Genomic DNA, 15,002 nt, shown 5'->3' on the forward strand with positions numbered 1-15,002 from the left:
AATTATTGAGTATTAAATCCGTCCACCTGAGAAAAGTGGGCGGTTTTTTATTTTCGTGCTATTTATGTTGCGTTATTAGCTAGTTTGGGCGGGGGAAAAATCGGCAAAAGTCGGGGTAGGGGCGTTTTTATGGTGGGGGAGAGGGTTTATGCAGCGACGACGTCAGAAGTGGCTAAAATGCGATAACCTGAGAAAAGGCGGAGAAAAGACCTAGGTAACCTGTGAAAATCCCCACCCAAAAGGGGGAAAAATGTTTACCAGGCGCTGTGTGACTTTAGAGTGAATATGACACTGGAGGTGCCATGACTGTTAAAAGTTCAAACCGTGACGCAATCGCGCACGGCAAAATTAATGTAGAACCGCTGCGCGAGCAGCCTAAATACCCTTCATGGGCTCTGAAGCTGACCATGGCCGTCACTGGCGTGCTGTTTGGCCTCTTCGTTATTGTCCACATGCTGGGTAACCTGAAGATTTTCGCTGGCGAGGAAGACTTCAACGCATACGCGACCTTCCTACGCACTGTCGGTGCTCCGGCAGTTCCGAACGAGGGCATTCTGTGGATTTTCCGCATTGTCCTGCTGGTAGCTATTGTCCTGCACATTTTCGGTGGCCTCACCCTGGCTGCACGTGCAAAGCAGTCCCGCGGCAAGTTCCGCCGTCAGGGCATGGTGTCCAGCTGGAACACCTTTACTGCACGTTCGATGGTGATCACCGGCATCGTGCTGCTGGCCTTCATCATCTTCCACCTGCTGGACCTGACCATCGGTGCTGGCGTTTCTCCGTCTTCTTTCGAGCACGGTGAGGCATACCAGAACGTGGTTGCGTCCTTCTCGCGTCCGGGTGTTGTTGTTTGGTACATCATTGCTCAGCTCGCTCTGCTGCTGCACCTGTCCCACGGTCTGTGGACCGCTACTTCCGACCTCGGTATCACCGGTAAGCGCTGGCGCAAGGTTCTGCTGTTCCTGTCCGGCCTGCTGCCGCTGCTGGTTGTTGTCGGCAACATCTTCATCCCAGTCGCCGTCCTGACCGGTCTGGTCTCGTAGGTCGAGGAGGAAATTTACTATGACTAACACTGAAGCAACCGTCGCTGCGGACTTCCGCGCGCCGGAAAGCGCTGTCGACGGGGTCAAGATCGGCAAGGTTCTGTCCGATAACTCCCCGGGTGACAAGGTCTCCATGAAGGACCACTGGCAGTACCAGAAGGATCACGCCAACCTGGTTTCGCCGCTGAACCGTCGTAAGTTCCGCGTCATGGTCGTCGGTACCGGCCTGGCTGGCGGCGCTGCCGCTGCTGCCCTCGGTGAGCTCGGCTACGACGTGCAGGTTTTCACCTACCACGACGCTCCGCGCCGTGCGCACTCCATTGCTGCACAGGGTGGTGTGAACTCCGCTCGCGGTAAGAAGGTCGACAACGACGGCGCTTACCGCCACGTCAAGGACACCGTTAAGGGCGGCGACTACCGCTGCCGCGAGAACGACTGCTGGCGTCTGGCTGTCGAGTCCGTCCGCGTCATCGACCACCTGAATGCAATCGGTGCTCCGTTCGCTCGCGAGTACGGCGGTACCCTGGCAACCCGTTCCTTCGGTGGTGTGCAGGTCTCCCGTACGTACTACACCCGTGGTCAGACGGGTCAGCAGCTGCAGCTGTCGACTACCTCGGCTCTGCAGCGTCAGATTGGTCTCGGCAACGTCGAGATCTTCACCCACAACGAGCTGGTTGACATCATCGTCGCCGACGGCCGTTGCCAGGGTGCCATCATGCGTAACCTCATCAATGGTGAGCTGACCGTTCACACTGCTCACGCAGTTATTCTGGCTACCGGCGGTTACGGCAACGTCTACCACATGTCCACGCTGGCCAAGAACTCCAACGCTTCGGCCATCATGCGTGCATACGACCAGGGTGCTTACTTCGCATCCCCGTCCTTCATCCAGTTCCACCCGACCGGTCTTCCGGTTAACGCGCACTGGCAGTCGAAGACCATTCTGATGTCCGAGTCCCTGCGTAACGACGCACGTATTTGGACCCCGAAGAAGAAGGGCGACGAGCGCCCGGCCAACGACATCCCGGAGGACGAGCGCGACTACTTCCTGGAGCGTCGCTACCCGGCATTCGGTAACCTCGTCCCGCGTGACGTCGCTTCCCGTGCCAACTCTCAGCAGATTAACGCCGGCTACGGTGTTGGTCCGCTGAAGAACTCCGTCTACCTGGATCTGCGTGACGCAATTGAGCGCCTGGGCCAGCCGGTCATCAAGGAACGCTACTCGAACCTGATTCAGATGTACGAAGAGGCAATCGGTGAGGACCCGTACAAGGTTCCGATGCGTATTGCTCCGACCTGCCACTTCACCATGGGTGGTCTGTGGTCTGACTTCAACCAGATGACCTCCATCCCGGGTCTGTTCACCGGTGGCGAGGCATCCTGGACCTACCACGGTGCAAACCGTCTTGGTGCAAACTCCCTGCTGTCCGGTTCGGTCGACGGTTGGTTCACCCTGCCGTTCACCATTCCGAACTACCTTGGCCCGCTGCTCGGTACCGACCGCCTGGCTGAGGATGCCCCGGAGGCCAAGGAAGCACTGGACCGCGCTCAGGCTCGCCTGGACAAGCTGATGAGCATCCAGGGTAAGCACGGCGCTGAGTACTTCCACCGTCAGCTCGGTGAGATTCTCTACCGCGACTGTGGTGTGGCTCGTAACAAGGAAGACCTGGCTCGCGGTATCGAGGAGATCCGCGAACTGCGTAAGGCATTCTGGTCTGACCTTTTCATCCCGGGTGAGCCGAACGAGATGAACCAGCAGCTCGAGTACGCTAACCGCGTTGCTGACTACATCGACCTCGGTGAGCTCATGTGTGTCGACGCCCTCGACCGCGATGAGTCCTGCGGTGCTCACTACCGCGATGACCACATCTCCGAAGATGGCGAGGCAGAGCGCGATGACGCTAACTGGTGCTTCGTTTCCGCATGGGAGCGAGGCAACAATGGTCCTGCATGGGATCAGTCCGGTCACGAATTCATTCGCCACGCCGAGCCGCTCACCTTCGAAGCCGTCCCGCTCATGACAAGGAACTACAAGTAATGAAACTGCACCTTGAAATCTGGCGCCAAGCAGGTCCGAACGTCGAGGGACACTTTGAATCCGTTGACGTTGACGACGCCGTCGCAGAGATGTCGATCCTGGAGCTGCTTGACCACGTCAACTCCAAGTACGTCGAGTCCGGCAAGGAGCCGTTCGCGTTCGCATCTGACTGCCGTGAGGGTATCTGTGGTACCTGTGGTCTGAACGTCAACGGTCGTCCGCACGGCCCGGGCCAGAACACCCCGACCTGTCAGCAGCGTCTGCACCAGTTCAGCGATGGTGACACCCTGAAGATCGAGCCGATGCGCTCCGCCGCATACCCGGTCATCAAGGACATGGTCGTTGACCGCTCCGCTCTGGACCGTGTCCTCGAGCAGGGTGGCTACGTCTCCATCAACGCTGGTACCGCTCCGGATGCAGATACTCTGCACCTGAACCACGAGACCGCTGAGTTCGCACTTGACCACGCAGCCTGCATCGGCTGTGGTGCTTGTGTGGCAGCTTGCCCGAACGGTGCTGCACACCTGTTCACCGGCGCAAAGCTGGTTCACCTCTCCCTGGTCCCGCTGGGTAAGGAAGAGCGTGGCAAGCGTGCTCGCAAGATGGTTGACGAGGTCGAAGGCACCTTCGGTCCGTGCTCCCTCTATGGTGAATGTGCTGATGTCTGCCCGGCCGGTATCCCGCTGACTGCGGTTGCCGCCGTTACCAAGGAACGAGCTCGTTCGTTCTTCCGCGGTAAGGACGACTAAACTCTTTCTCGATTAGAGTTTTCCAGAAGGGACATAGATTATGGCGAATGCAGTCAAGCGTTACCAGGGCGAAGAGCACTTCGTCGACGGTTACGTGCCTCAGAGCATGAATGCCGAATACTCCTCGCTTCACAAGAGCATTACCTGGATTGGCATGGGACTCATGCTCGCCTCTCTGGCGGCTTGGGGCACCTTCATTTTCGGTCTCGCAACGACCGTTTTTGCCGACCAGACTGCTGCCTCTCACAGCAACGGTTTCCTGGCTAAGGATGCCGCCAACTACACCGACTACACCGGTGGTTGGAACTTCGACGGCAGCGTGTTCATGTGGGCTGGCCTGGTAGTCGGACTGGTTATGGTTATTGCGGGTCTGGCCTGCATCTCCATCGGTCGTCGTGACTACAAGGCTTACCGAAAGGAATTCGGCACTCACCACTAAAGGCTTGCCCCAGTTTAAAGGGGCTCGCCTCTAGGCGGATGCAACGCTAGCCTTTTGAACTAGCACCTCCACAGTTGATGCCACTGTGCACAGTGCGCTGGGGTAGGGAAGTATTGAGAAGTACCTCTCTCACCAACAGCGGACTGCGGCGCGGTGGCATTTTCGCGTTTTCGGCGCCTAATCTATACACATGAATAACAACCCCGCTAAGCTCCCGGCAGCTGTAGATACGGTCTCGGACCGTCTCGAAGTTCCCGGGCCATCACCAGAGGTTGAGGCGGAAAAACGTGCGCAACTGCGTAAGGCTAAGGCCTTCGCTACGATGCTGCTGGTCATCGCAACCGCTGTGTATTTCACATGCCGCGGTATTGAGTCTTCACACTTATCCGCAGGCGAAGTTGTGCCCGCGTGGGTGGGCTACGTTCGCGCTGCTTCTGAGGCTGGCATGGTCGGTGCCCTCGCCGACTGGTTCGCAGTCGTAGCTCTGTTCCGCCACCCGCTCGGCATTCCTATCCCACACACCGCTATCGTCCGTCGCAAGAAGGACCAGGTCGGTGAGTCCCTGGCGCAGTTCGTCGGTGATAACTTCCTGAACCCCGCTTTGATTGTGGACAAGGTGCGTAAGGCCGAGATTCCTGAGCGTATCGGCGAATGGCTGGTAGCGCCGGGAAACGCCGACAAAGTGTCCGCAGAGGTCGGTAAGTTCACCGGAAATGTGCTGGAGGCGATTAATCCTGACGATGCCGCCGCAGTGCTGAAGTCAGCAGTCATCGACGAAGTTGCAGCCCCGGAGTGGGGGCCACCAGCGGGTAAGGTTCTCGAGCAGCTGATCGAAGAAGGGCGCACCGAGCCTATTGTCCAGCAGATGGCTGAGTGGCTGCACCGGAAGTCGCTGGGCTCGCAGAATCTTATCGACCGACTCGTCGGAGAGCGCGCCCCCTCCTGGGCACCGAGCTTTGTCAACGATCTCATCGGCGACAAGGTCTATCGCGAGCTGGTTGATTGGACCTGGCAGGTGCAGCATGACCCTAAGCACGACGCGCGCCTGGCGCTCCACCGCTTCCTCACGCAGCTCGCCGTTGATTTGCAGAACGACGAGAAGACCATCGCCAAGGTCGAAGAAATTAAGACTGACATTCTTTCGTCCGCCGCTGTCACACAGGCACCGGCGAAGATTTGGGCATCAACATCCGCAAAGCTTGTCGACGCTGCCCGCGACCCGGACTCCCTGCTCCGTCGGAAGGTCTCGGAAACGGCCGCCCGCTACGGCGAGCGAATCCAGTCCGATCCTGAGTTGCGCAAACGAATGGACCGCCGTCTGGAAGCGGCTGTCGTCTTCATCGCTGAGAACTACGCGGGCGAGATTACCTCGATCATTTCCGAGACCGTCGAGCGTTGGGACGCCGATGAGGCTTCCGACAAGATTGAACTGATGGTCGGTCGCGATCTGCAGTTCATTCGCGTTAACGGCACTGTTGTCGGATCACTGGCCGGTTTGGCTATTTACACCCTGTCGACCTTGGTGTTTGGGGCTATTTAGCAGCACAACCCAGCACATCAGACCGTGTGCGTTAGCATGTAAAAAGCAATGCATCCCTGTTAAAGGAGTTGTTCCCCCGGTGCGCCTGTTACCATCTTTGCCCAGTCTTGCGGATTCGCCGCTGATGGCAATTTCCGTCTATGTGGACGTCCTGTTTCAGTTCGCCATTCCGTTTGTCATCGGCATCTTGGCGCTAATCGGTGCGGTGCTTGTCATCACCACCCGCGCGGATGCCTTTGACGCTGCAGACCGCAAGAGCCGCAACGTCTGGGCCGGCATGCTGGTCGGTTCGGCTATCTTCCTACTCCTGCCGTGGCTGGGCTGGGCAATGCTGGGCATCCCGCTGATTGCCGGACTAGTCATCACGGGGATTTACTGGTTGGATGTTCGCCCACAGATCAAGGACATTTTGTCGAACGCACAGGGCGGTTATTAGTCCCGGGCGGGTGTTAGTCCAGGGCGGGTGTTAGCCCGCACAACTGAGAAAGTGTCTGGGTTTATGACAGTTTCTGGGTGAAAAACCCGGTGATTTTGTCATAAACCCAGACACTTTCTTTCTGGGGGAGGGGATAGGGATAGGTCTGGCTCCCCGAAAACCTACTGGAACACCACGGTGCGGTTGCCGTAGACCTGCACACGGTCCTCCAGGTGCCAGCGCAAACCGCGGGCGAGGACCTGCTTCTCCGCATCGCGGCCCTCACGCTGCATGTCCGCAGCGGTGTACTTGTGGGAGACACGCATGACGTCCTGCTCAATAATCGGGCCGTCGTCGAGGTCCTCAGTGGCGTAGTGGCAGGTGGCACCGATGAGCTTCACACCACGTCGATAAGCCTGCAGGTACGGGCGCGCGCCCATGAACGACGGCAGGAAGCTGTGGTGGATATTGATCGCGCGGCCTTCCCACTTTTCGCACAGATCCGGCGGCAGAATCTGCATGAAACGTGCGAGCACAATGGCATCCGGGTTTTCGGCATCGACAATCTCGGCGACCTCATCGAATGCCTTACGCTTTCCGACGGCATCCTTGGGGAAGGGCACGTGGTGGAAGGGAATGTCATACGCTGCGACCAGTGGCTCCAGATCGCGGTGGTTACCAATTACTGCAGCGATTTCCATCGGATAGTCGGACTGTGCGACGCGGCCGAGCAGATCCTGCAGGCAGTGGCCTTCCTTGGTCACCAGGATGACAGCGCGCTTCGGGACAGCGTTGTCGGTGACCTTCCAGCGGACCTCAGGGCCCCAATCACCGACGAGCTCAGCGAACTTCTCGCGCAGCTCTTCTACCGTCAGGTCGAGAGCGTCGGCGCGGACCGCCTGGCGAGTGAAAAACCATCCGGTCTCCGGGTCGGAGAAGAAGTCCGCCTCGGTAATCCACGCACCAATGTCGGACAGGAAGGTCGACAGGGTGGAAACGATACCGGTACGGTCTGGACAGCCGAGCGAGAAGATGTACTGGCGCTCGGTGGGAGTACCGCTGTTTGCGGTGATGAGAGAGCGAGTCATTCTCGGTATCTTACCTGCTAGCTAAAGGTAAGTTCGCTCACGGTCGACAAAGGCAGATTTGCGCCCGTCAGCGTCAACGCCAGGCCCTCCCCGGTGACGTGGGCTTCCTCCACCTGCATACCGTGGCCGATGTCGTAGCTCAACAGCGTACCGCTCGCTTCTCCCAGCCAGCCGGCCAGGCCATCGAGGTTTAAGCCGAGGATTGAGCCGCCCTCCAAGTTGATTTCGATATGGCCGCCGTTGGCAATCGGGCGGAATTTGGAGGTCGCAAATCCGGAGGCGAATTCAATGTTGAACAGGCCTTCGTCCGGCAACGGCGTGATTGTGGAAGCGCGTACACCGCTTTCCCGGTTAATTAGCGCCTGCAGCAGTTGAGGTGGGATTGTGACGTCTACTCGCAGCGACTCTGCGGTCGGATCCGCACGATTGCTCAGATCCACGTTTTCCAGGTGCACTTCCGCTGCCGGGTCACCGTTGATCTCCGGTGCGCCACCCAGCGCCTCCGGGTTCTTGACCTCCAGTGTGTTCGGAGTGGACAGATCCATCGAGGGCACGGACTTCGTGGCCAAGGCGAGCAGCATCGGGCGGGTGCCGAAAGAAACCTTGGGGTCCTCAGTGACCGTCGCACCACGCTCTTCGGCGGAGGTGCGGTAGCCGTCGGAAATCTCCTTGCTCACGAACATCCGGACGCCGATTTCGCCGGCAATCGCAATGAGCGCCACCACGATGATGACACCGAGGACGGTGGGCAGGACTTTGACGCTCGACGAGCGTTTAGCAGAACTCATGGTTCCCAGTCTTGCTTAACGACGGCTCCGTCGCTACCACTTATCTTCGCCCGGTATCCGTCCCCTCGGTGTCGCCCCGGAGTGCCCCCTCCAGTGCGCAACCTACTTAGTGACGTAGTCCGCCAGCACAGCGGTCTCAGCGTTGAGGACGCGTTCCAGGTACGGAGCTGCCTTCTCCTCGAGCTTGCCACCGAGCAGCGGCACGTTGATGGCGAACTCGGAGTTGGTGGTCAGCACTGAACCTTCACCCTGGGCGGTGAGCTTCTGGGACGCACTGAAGGACGTCGGTACGCCCGAAGCTTCTGTGGTCACGGTGGAGGTCGCGCCGTCGTCGTTAAGCGGGCTGATGACGAACGTGCGCGTCATGCCGACCCCGGACTTAACGAACTTCTGCGCCTGCGCCGGAATCTTGTCAGCAGAGACGGTCTGGCGAATCACGACGGTGGTGCCAGCGTCGGTGGTCTCGAACTTTTCCACCTTGCCGTCAGCTGCCGAGAAACGGTTTGCGACTTTCTCCCAGAAACCGGCGTCGGTGAGGGCCTCGTAAACCTTCTCAATCGGCTGGTCGAAGTTGACGGTGTGCGTGTTAGTCGTAGTCATGCGCTTGATGATACGTAATTTGCACTACGCTAGGGGCGTGGAAAATCTCGACCAATCGCCGAACCCAATTCACCTGACCTCCGACATGGAAGAAGCCATCGATGGGCTTGCGGGGCTAGAGGGGGTGGAGCTCAGCACGCATACCGCTTTCGCGGATTTGACGACGCTCCGCCTCGGCGGGGTACCGCGTGCCGTCGTCCGGTGTAGCACGACGGACGCTGTGGTCGATGTTGTACGCACGCTTGACGACGCTAACGTGCCACTCCTCATCGTGGGAGGCGGATCCAACCTGGTGGTAGCCGATGACCTCGAGCCGCTGGTGGCTGTGGTGATCGAGGCCGACAACGTGACCATGAGCACTCGCGGACACGGGTTGGAGTCCGTGTCGGCAATCGTGGAGGCCGAGGCCGGTGCGGTTTGGGACGAGGTCGTGGCGATGAGTGTCGACGCAGGTTTTGGTGGCCTTGAATGCCTGTCGGGTATTCCGGGATCGGCCGGAGCCACACCGGTGCAAAACGTTGGCGCCTACGGTGCTGAGGTGTCGCAGGTCCTGGACGCGGTGCAGCTTTACGACCGCGCAACCGGCTCGGTCGAGTGGGTGGAACCGGAGTCTCTCGACCTTTCCTACCGCTACTCGAACCTGAAGTTCACCGCACGGGCAGTGGTGCTGGCCGTGCGGTTCGAGCTCAGTGTGGATGGCATGTCCGCGCCACTTCGCTATGGCGAACTGGCGCGGCGCCTGGGCGTCGACGAGGCCGAGGCTGCGGCTGGCGAGATTCGCAGGCCGGCTGAGTTGGTGCGCGAAAAGGTGCTTGAGCTGCGCCGGGGCAAGGGCATGGTGCTCGAAGATGCTGACCGCGATACCTGGTCGGCGGGTTCTTTCTTTACCAACCCGATCATTCCGGAGAACTCGGTGGAGGCCGTGCGTGCAAAGGTTGCCGCGCTGCGTGGGGCCGATGAGGCCGCGAATATGCCCGCATTCCCCGCTGGCCCCGGCCACGAGGGAGCCGTGAAGCTCTCGGCGGCGTGGCTTATCGAGCGCGCCGGGTTCCCGAAGGGCTACCCCGGTGACGGTGCGCCCGCACGACTGTCGACTAAGCACACTCTTGCCCTGACCAACCGCGGGGAGTCCGGCGACGGTACGCCTACGACCGCCGCCGACTTGGTGGCTTTGGCGCGCGATGTGCGCGCTGGCGTGGAAAAGGCCTTCGGCGTGACCCTGGTGCCCGAGCCGGTGTGGGTCGGCGTGAGCATCGACTAGGCCCGCGGCGGGTGGCTGATGGCCAGTGGGGGGCGGACTGGAGAGGCTAGCGTGCCTGATGGGACTGGCGGGGCCGCTGGGGCTGATAGAACCGCCGGGTAGTCCTCAGTTTGCGCTCCCGGGCTTTCTCCCAATGGTGAGATAAAGAAAGTGACTAGGTTTATGACATGTGAATATTATTCACCCTCAGTTTTTTGTCATAAACCTAGTCACTAAGTCCGGGGGGGAGCCGGGGTCCGCCTTAAAGGGATAGGAGCCCGCTCTACTCAGGCCCCTATCCCAACTACAAAACCACCCTGAACTAATGGGACTTGCGGTGGGAAAGCGAATCGACGCTCTGGCCCTTCTGCTCCAGCTGTGTGAGCAGCACGTCGCGGACATCGCGGCGGCGGACCTTGCCCATCTGGTCGCGAGGAAGTTCCTCCAGGTGGAAGAATGCGCGCGGCACCTTGTACCGGGTCAGGTTGTCGTAGCAGTGGTCGCGGTAGGCGTCGGAATCCAGTCGGGCGTAGTCAGCAAGGGTGATCGCGGCCACGACCATCTCGGAGCCGTCACTCTTCGGCAGGCCGACGACCGTGGCATCGGTGATGTCTGGGTGGGAGAGCAGTACTTCCTCGACCTCGGCCGGGTAGACATTGAAGCCACCGGTGATGATGACCTCCTTGATGCGGGCAACCAGCTTGATGAAGCCGTCCGACTCCATGACTCCGACATCGCCGGTGCGGTACCAACGATCGCCAGCGGGAAGCTCAGCAGGCCCATCGGTGAAGGACTTCTCCGTTGCCTCCGGGAGGTTGAGATAACCGGCGAAAACCTGTGGGCCTCGGACGATGACCTCGCCCTCCTCGCCGTCAGCGCGGAGCTTGGTGGGATCTTCGGGGTCAACGATGGCGACCTCGGTGTCAGGGAATGGCAGGCCAACGTAGCCCGGGCGGCGGTTGCCGTCCATCGGGTTGCCGACGATAATCGGTGACGTTTCGGTGAGGCCGTAGCCTTCGACAAGGCGACCACCAGTGAGCTTCTCCCACTTCTGCACGAGGGAAACCGGCAGGGTAGCAGCACCGCAGAAGGCGAACTTCACGCCGGAGAGGTCGACATTATCGCGCTCGGCGGCTTCGACAATCTTCTCGTAGAGAGTCGGCACACCAGGCACCCATGTCGGGCGATTGTTCTTCATCACCTTCATAATCAGCGGAATCTCCGGTGCCGGCACCAGCACCAGTTCAGCGCCAATCAGCATGGACAAGTTGGTGACAATGGTCAGGCCGTAGGCATGGAACATTGGCAGGATGCCGAGGGAGATTTCCCGCTCCTTGCCAAGGCCCGGCACCCAGGCCTTGCCCTGCAGAATGTTGGCTACCAACCCCTGGTGACTCAACTGTGCGCCCTTTGGCGATCCCGTGGTGCCAGAGGTGTACATCATCACTGCAGTGTCATCGGCAGTGATGGATTCATCGGCCTGGAGGTCGTGGCCGTCTCCGCCGACGGCGTCGTGAAGCAAAGCGTCAAAACCCATGACCTGCGGTGCGGAGGAGTGCAGCTTAGCGCGGGCGGCGCGGAGCTTCGGCAGCGGGATTGACAGGGCGGTGCGCATGACAAACGGCAGGTCCTGCAGCATATTGACCGCGATGATGGTCTCGAGCGGGGTGTTGTTGCGAAGGTCTTCAAGTACGGGGACGATCTTGTCCCAGCAGATGGCAAAGCGGGCGCCGTGGTCGTTGAACGGGTGGCGCAGTTCGTGGGCGGTGTAGAGGGGGTTGTGCTCTACGGCAACAGCGCCGAGGTGCAGAACTGCCCAGTAGGCGATGACATGCTGCGGGCAGTTCGGCATGAGCAGTGCCACGCGATCGCCTTTGCGTACACCGAGTGCGCGCAGGCCGGCGGCAACGCTGCGAACCTTGGCATCCAGCTCGGCATAGGAGGTGGAGCGACCGAAGAAGGTCAGTGCCTTGCGGCGCGGGTGGTTGCTCAGAGTGTGGCGGTAGACGTCTAGGAGGGTGTCGAAGTTGTAGTCGATGTGGGGTGGGGTCCACTCCGGATACAGGTTCAGCCAGGCTTTGGAAACCGCAGCGTTGGGTGTGGAACCGTGAGCTGGGGCAGAGTCATTTGCAGCGTGTGAGCTGGATGTATCGGCCATGGGGTCCTCCTAAAGTTTTGTTTATCGCCTGACTATGTCGTGAGGTGATAATAACCTACGACGTAGTAGGTATCGACCTCTATTGTGCCGTACGTCGCACTGCGATGCCGGAATTCCAATACACGTATTTGAGGTACTCATTTGCGGGGTTGCCCCTGGCATAGGCACTCTGGGCAGTATGAGCGAAACATTTCCGGCGGCAACGGCGGGCGCAGACGCGGCCACCTCTAACACCCCGGCGTGGCCGAACCGCATCGCGATGATCTCCATGCATACCTCTCCGCTGGAGCAACCGGGCATCGGTGACGCTGGTGGCATGAATGTCTACGTGCTGCGCACCTGCGAGGAGCTGGCGCGACGCGGTGTGAAGGTGGATGTTTTCACCCGCGCCACGCGTTCCAGCGATGGGCCGGTGATTCAGGTCAGTGAGAACTTCCGCGTCATCAACATTGTGGCTGGTCCCTATGAGGGGTTAGAGAAGTCAGACCTGGCTACGCAGATGCCGGCCTTTGCCGGTGGGGTCATTGAATTCGCCCGCAAACAGGGGATTGAATACGACCTGATCCATTCGCACTACTGGCTCTCTGGCCAGGTGGGGTGGCTGCTGTCGGATTTGCTTGACATTCCGTTTGTGCACACGGCGCACACGCTGGCGGCAGTGAAGAATCTCCATCTGGCGGAGGGAGATACGCCGGAGCCGGAGTCTCGGCGTATCTGTGAGCAGCAGATTGTGGACAATGCGTGCCGGCTCATCGTCAACACAGATGCCGAGGCTAAGCAGCTCGCGGATCTCCACGATGCCGACCCGTGGCGCATCAATGTCGTGCCGCCCGGGGTGGACGTGGAGCTCTTTTCGCCGGGCAGTGATCGTGCCACCGAGCGGTCCCGTCGTGAGCTGGGCATCCCGTTGCACACTAAGGTCATTTTGTTCGTCGGTAGGCTGCAGCGGCTGAAAGGCCCGCAGGTATTGCTGCGGGGTGTCGGTGAGCTCATGCGTCGCCATCCCGCCACTAATGTCCGAGTGATTATCTGCGGTGGACTTTCCGGTTCTGGGCTGCATGCGCCCGACGAATTCACCAATCTCGCCGCGGAAGAGGGGATCGACCACCTGGTCCGTTTCATGCCCCCGCGCCCGCCGCAGGACCTGGCGAAGCTCTACCAGGCCGCAGATATTGTCGCCGTGCCCAGTTACAACGAAACTTTCGGGTTGGTGGCGATGGAGGCTCAGGCCACTGGCACTCCCGTTGTCGCGGCGAATGTCGGCGGGCTCTCCATCGCTGTCGACGATGGGGTCAGCGGTTTGCTTGTCGACGGTCACGAGCCCGCAGCCTGGGCCGATGCCCTCGGTCGCCTGGTGGAGGACGACGAGCTGCGCATTAAGTTGGCCACCCAGGCGCGTGAGCACTCCTTGGAGTTTTCCTGGCAAAAGACCGTGGATCGGTTGGCCGATGTCTATCATCGAACCGAACTCCAAAAGGAAAATTGTCCCGGCTCTATCCGGGATGCGGGCGGCTCCCGGTAAGTTTCGTTAGCTTCAGTATCGCCAGGGCCGTAACCACAAAAACAGGGAGATGATTCACGATGAGCACGGACATCCAAGTACAGCTGAAATCCCTCGGTGAGCAGCTGGAACGCCTCGGTGTCGAGCATGGTATTGCAGACAATGCCGCCGTGGTGGTCCTGCCTGGTAAGAAGAAGCTCAAGACTATCGTCGGCCTCATCCCGGCGCCGGACTCCCTGCGTGTTGAAGCCTTCGTCTGTCGCGCGGTCGAAGAAAACCACGAGGCCGTTTACAAGTGGTTGCTACAGCGCAACCGTCGTCTGTTCGGCATCGGTTACACCATCGATGCCGCCGGCGACATCTACCTGGTCGGTCAACTGCCCGCTGAGCTTTCCGACGATGACTTCGACCGTCTCCTCGGTCAGCTGCTGGAGACGGCCGATGGGGACTTCAACCAGATCCTCGAACGCGGCTTTGCATCGGCAATTAAGCGTGAGTGGGAGTGGCGGGTTGACCGTGGGGAAAACCTGGCCAATCTGGAGCAGTTCCGCCACATGGTTGAGTAGCCGGGGGGTAGCAACCCACATAGCGGGGCAACGAACGGCGGGCTTTCCCGTTTTGGGGCACAATTAGGGGTATGAGCAATGGAAAACTGATTCTTGTCCGTCATGGCCAGAGTGAGTGGAACGCATCCAACCAGTTCACGGGCTGGGTCGACGTTGCACTGACCGACAAGGGCCGCGCTGAGGCAGTACGTGCCGGTGAGATGCTCGTAGAGGCAGGCCTGAAGCCGCAGGTTCTCTACACGTCGCTGCTGCGTCGCGCAATTAACACCGCACACATTGCCCTGGATACCGCTGACCTGTTGTGGATTCCGGTTATCCGTGACTGGCGTCTGAACGAGCGCCACTATGGTGCTCTGCAGGGTCTGAACAAGGCAGAGACCAAGGAGAAGTACGGCGAGGACCAGTTCATGTCCTGGCGTCGCTCCTACGACACTCCGCCGCCGGAGCTGTCGGATGACAGCGAGTTCTCGCAGGCTAATGACCCGCGTTACGCCAACCTGGATGAGGTTCCGCGCACGGAGTGCCTCCTGGACGTCGTGAAGCGTTTCATTCCTTACTTTGAAGAGGAAATCCTGCCGCGTCTGAAGGCCGGTGAGACTGTCATGGTGGCAGCTCACGGTAACTCCCTGCGTGCACTGGTCAAGCACCTGGACAACATCTCGGACGAGGACATTGCCGCTCTGAACATCCCGACCGGTATCCCGCTGGTTTACGACTTTGATGCTGAGGGCAAGGTTTTGAACCCGGGTGGCACCTACCTGGATCCGGAAGCTGCAGCTGCAGGTGCTGCTGCTGTTGCTGCTCAGGGCAACAAGTAAAAATGTAGGTGTTTGATAG

General features: G+C 59.8%; 14 protein-coding genes. 10 read left to right on the top strand and 4 right to left on the bottom strand.

Annotated elements, in window-relative coordinates; genetic code table 11:
* Positions 1-302 precede the first annotated feature (302 nt).
* The 6 genes from HMPREF1206_RS03275 (at position 303) to HMPREF1206_RS03300 (ending at position 6,245) form a co-directional block, all read left to right on the top strand.
* Entirely contained in the window at positions 303-1,043 is a 741-nt protein-coding gene (locus tag HMPREF1206_RS03275; protein WP_016421964.1) for a succinate dehydrogenase cytochrome b subunit, read from the top strand.
* 19 nt (positions 1,044-1,062) lie between these two features.
* Complete coding sequence (locus tag HMPREF1206_RS03280; RefSeq protein ID WP_016421965.1) at positions 1,063-3,081, top strand: fumarate reductase/succinate dehydrogenase flavoprotein subunit; 2,019 nt, start codon at positions 1,063-1,065, stop codon at positions 3,079-3,081.
* Complete coding sequence (locus HMPREF1206_RS03285) at positions 3,081-3,830, top strand: succinate dehydrogenase/fumarate reductase iron-sulfur subunit (RefSeq protein WP_016421966.1); 750 nt, start codon at positions 3,081-3,083, stop codon at positions 3,828-3,830. Before HMPREF1206_RS03280 ends, HMPREF1206_RS03285 begins: the two co-directional genes overlap by 1 nt.
* A 40-nt stretch (positions 3,831-3,870) precedes the next feature.
* The gene (locus tag HMPREF1206_RS03290) at positions 3,871-4,269 is read left to right on the top strand and encodes a hypothetical protein (RefSeq protein ID WP_016421967.1); all 399 of its coding nucleotides are present in this window, start codon (positions 3,871-3,873) and stop codon (positions 4,267-4,269) included.
* 190 nt (positions 4,270-4,459) lie between these two features.
* On the top strand, positions 4,460-5,809 hold the full coding sequence (locus HMPREF1206_RS03295) for a DUF445 domain-containing protein (protein ID WP_016421968.1): 1,350 nt from the start codon (positions 4,460-4,462) through the stop codon (positions 5,807-5,809).
* A gap of 79 nt (positions 5,810-5,888) precedes the next feature.
* Positions 5,889-6,245: a DUF2516 family protein gene (locus HMPREF1206_RS03300; protein ID WP_016421969.1), complete on the top strand. Its 357-nt coding sequence runs from the start codon at positions 5,889-5,891 to the stop codon at positions 6,243-6,245.
* A 161-nt stretch (positions 6,246-6,406) separates the two neighbouring features.
* Here the strand turns inward: HMPREF1206_RS03300 and purU are convergent, their stop codons facing one another.
* The 3 genes from purU to HMPREF1206_RS03315 form a co-directional block, all read right to left on the bottom strand.
* Entirely contained in the window at positions 6,407-7,312 is a 906-nt protein-coding gene (purU, locus tag HMPREF1206_RS03305) for a formyltetrahydrofolate deformylase (protein ID WP_016421970.1), read from the bottom strand.
* Between the two features lie 17 nt (positions 7,313-7,329).
* A complete protein-coding gene (locus HMPREF1206_RS03310) occupies positions 7,330-8,100 on the bottom strand; it encodes an LmeA family phospholipid-binding protein (protein WP_016421971.1) in 771 nt (256 codons plus the stop codon).
* Between the two features lie 102 nt (positions 8,101-8,202).
* Complete coding sequence (locus HMPREF1206_RS03315; RefSeq protein WP_016421972.1) at positions 8,203-8,700, bottom strand: DUF2505 domain-containing protein; 498 nt, start codon at positions 8,698-8,700, stop codon at positions 8,203-8,205.
* Between the two features lie 85 nt (positions 8,701-8,785).
* Between HMPREF1206_RS03315 and HMPREF1206_RS03320 the strand changes: the two genes are divergently transcribed.
* Positions 8,786-9,961 carry a UDP-N-acetylmuramate dehydrogenase gene (locus tag HMPREF1206_RS03320; RefSeq protein ID WP_042389087.1) on the top strand — a complete coding sequence of 392 codons (1,176 nt, stop codon included), beginning with the start codon at positions 8,786-8,788 and terminating at the stop codon, positions 9,959-9,961.
* A 301-nt stretch (positions 9,962-10,262) separates the two neighbouring features.
* Here the strand turns inward: HMPREF1206_RS03320 and HMPREF1206_RS03325 are convergent, their stop codons facing one another.
* Positions 10,263-12,098, bottom strand: a complete 1,836-nt coding sequence (locus HMPREF1206_RS03325) for a long-chain-fatty-acid--CoA ligase (RefSeq protein WP_016421974.1) — start codon at positions 12,096-12,098, stop codon at positions 10,263-10,265.
* A gap of 259 nt (positions 12,099-12,357) precedes the next feature.
* Here HMPREF1206_RS03325 and mshA point away from each other — a divergent pair, with 259 nt between their 5' ends.
* The 3 genes from mshA to HMPREF1206_RS03340 all read left to right on the top strand — a co-directional run bounded on the left by mshA (position 12,358) and on the right by HMPREF1206_RS03340 (position 14,983).
* Positions 12,358-13,620: a D-inositol-3-phosphate glycosyltransferase gene (gene mshA, locus HMPREF1206_RS03330; protein ID WP_172620248.1), complete on the top strand. Its 1,263-nt coding sequence runs from the start codon at positions 12,358-12,360 to the stop codon at positions 13,618-13,620.
* A gap of 59 nt (positions 13,621-13,679) precedes the next feature.
* Entirely contained in the window at positions 13,680-14,165 is a 486-nt protein-coding gene (locus HMPREF1206_RS03335) for a YbjN domain-containing protein (protein WP_016421976.1), read from the top strand.
* Between the two features lie 71 nt (positions 14,166-14,236).
* Entirely contained in the window at positions 14,237-14,983 is a 747-nt protein-coding gene (locus HMPREF1206_RS03340; RefSeq protein ID WP_016421977.1) for a phosphoglyceromutase, read from the top strand.
* The last annotated feature ends 19 nt before the right edge of the window (positions 14,984-15,002 follow it).

It is taken from the genome of Corynebacterium sp. HFH0082 (genome assembly GCF_000411235.1).
GTDB lineage: Bacteria > Actinomycetota > Actinomycetes > Mycobacteriales > Mycobacteriaceae > Corynebacterium > Corynebacterium jeikeium_D.

Excerpts from the sequence above, each read along its gene's own strand:
- HMPREF1206_RS03275 (WP_016421964.1), top strand. The coding sequence starts at position 303 with ATGACTGTTAAAAGTTCAAACCGTGACGCAATCGCGCACGGCAAAATT.
- HMPREF1206_RS03280 (WP_016421965.1), top strand. The coding sequence starts at position 1,063 with ATGACTAACACTGAAGCAACCGTCGCTGCGGACTTCCGCGCGCCGGAA.
- HMPREF1206_RS03285 (WP_016421966.1), top strand. The coding sequence starts at position 3,081 with ATGAAACTGCACCTTGAAATCTGGCGCCAAGCAGGTCCGAACGTCGAG.
- HMPREF1206_RS03290 (WP_016421967.1), top strand. The coding sequence starts at position 3,871 with ATGGCGAATGCAGTCAAGCGTTACCAGGGCGAAGAGCACTTCGTCGAC.
- HMPREF1206_RS03295 (WP_016421968.1), top strand. The coding sequence starts at position 4,460 with ATGAATAACAACCCCGCTAAGCTCCCGGCAGCTGTAGATACGGTCTCG.
- purU (WP_016421970.1), bottom strand. The coding sequence starts at position 7,312 with ATGACTCGCTCTCTCATCACCGCAAACAGCGGTACTCCCACCGAGCGC.
- HMPREF1206_RS03310 (WP_016421971.1), bottom strand. The coding sequence starts at position 8,100 with ATGAGTTCTGCTAAACGCTCGTCGAGCGTCAAAGTCCTGCCCACCGTC.
- HMPREF1206_RS03315 (WP_016421972.1), bottom strand. The coding sequence starts at position 8,700 with ATGACTACGACTAACACGCACACCGTCAACTTCGACCAGCCGATTGAG.
- HMPREF1206_RS03320 (WP_042389087.1), top strand. The coding sequence starts at position 8,786 with ATGGAAGAAGCCATCGATGGGCTTGCGGGGCTAGAGGGGGTGGAGCTC.
- HMPREF1206_RS03325 (WP_016421974.1), bottom strand. The coding sequence starts at position 12,098 with ATGGCCGATACATCCAGCTCACACGCTGCAAATGACTCTGCCCCAGCT.
- mshA (WP_172620248.1), top strand. The coding sequence starts at position 12,358 with ATGATCTCCATGCATACCTCTCCGCTGGAGCAACCGGGCATCGGTGAC.
- HMPREF1206_RS03335 (WP_016421976.1), top strand. The coding sequence starts at position 13,680 with ATGAGCACGGACATCCAAGTACAGCTGAAATCCCTCGGTGAGCAGCTG.
- HMPREF1206_RS03340 (WP_016421977.1), top strand. The coding sequence starts at position 14,237 with ATGAGCAATGGAAAACTGATTCTTGTCCGTCATGGCCAGAGTGAGTGG.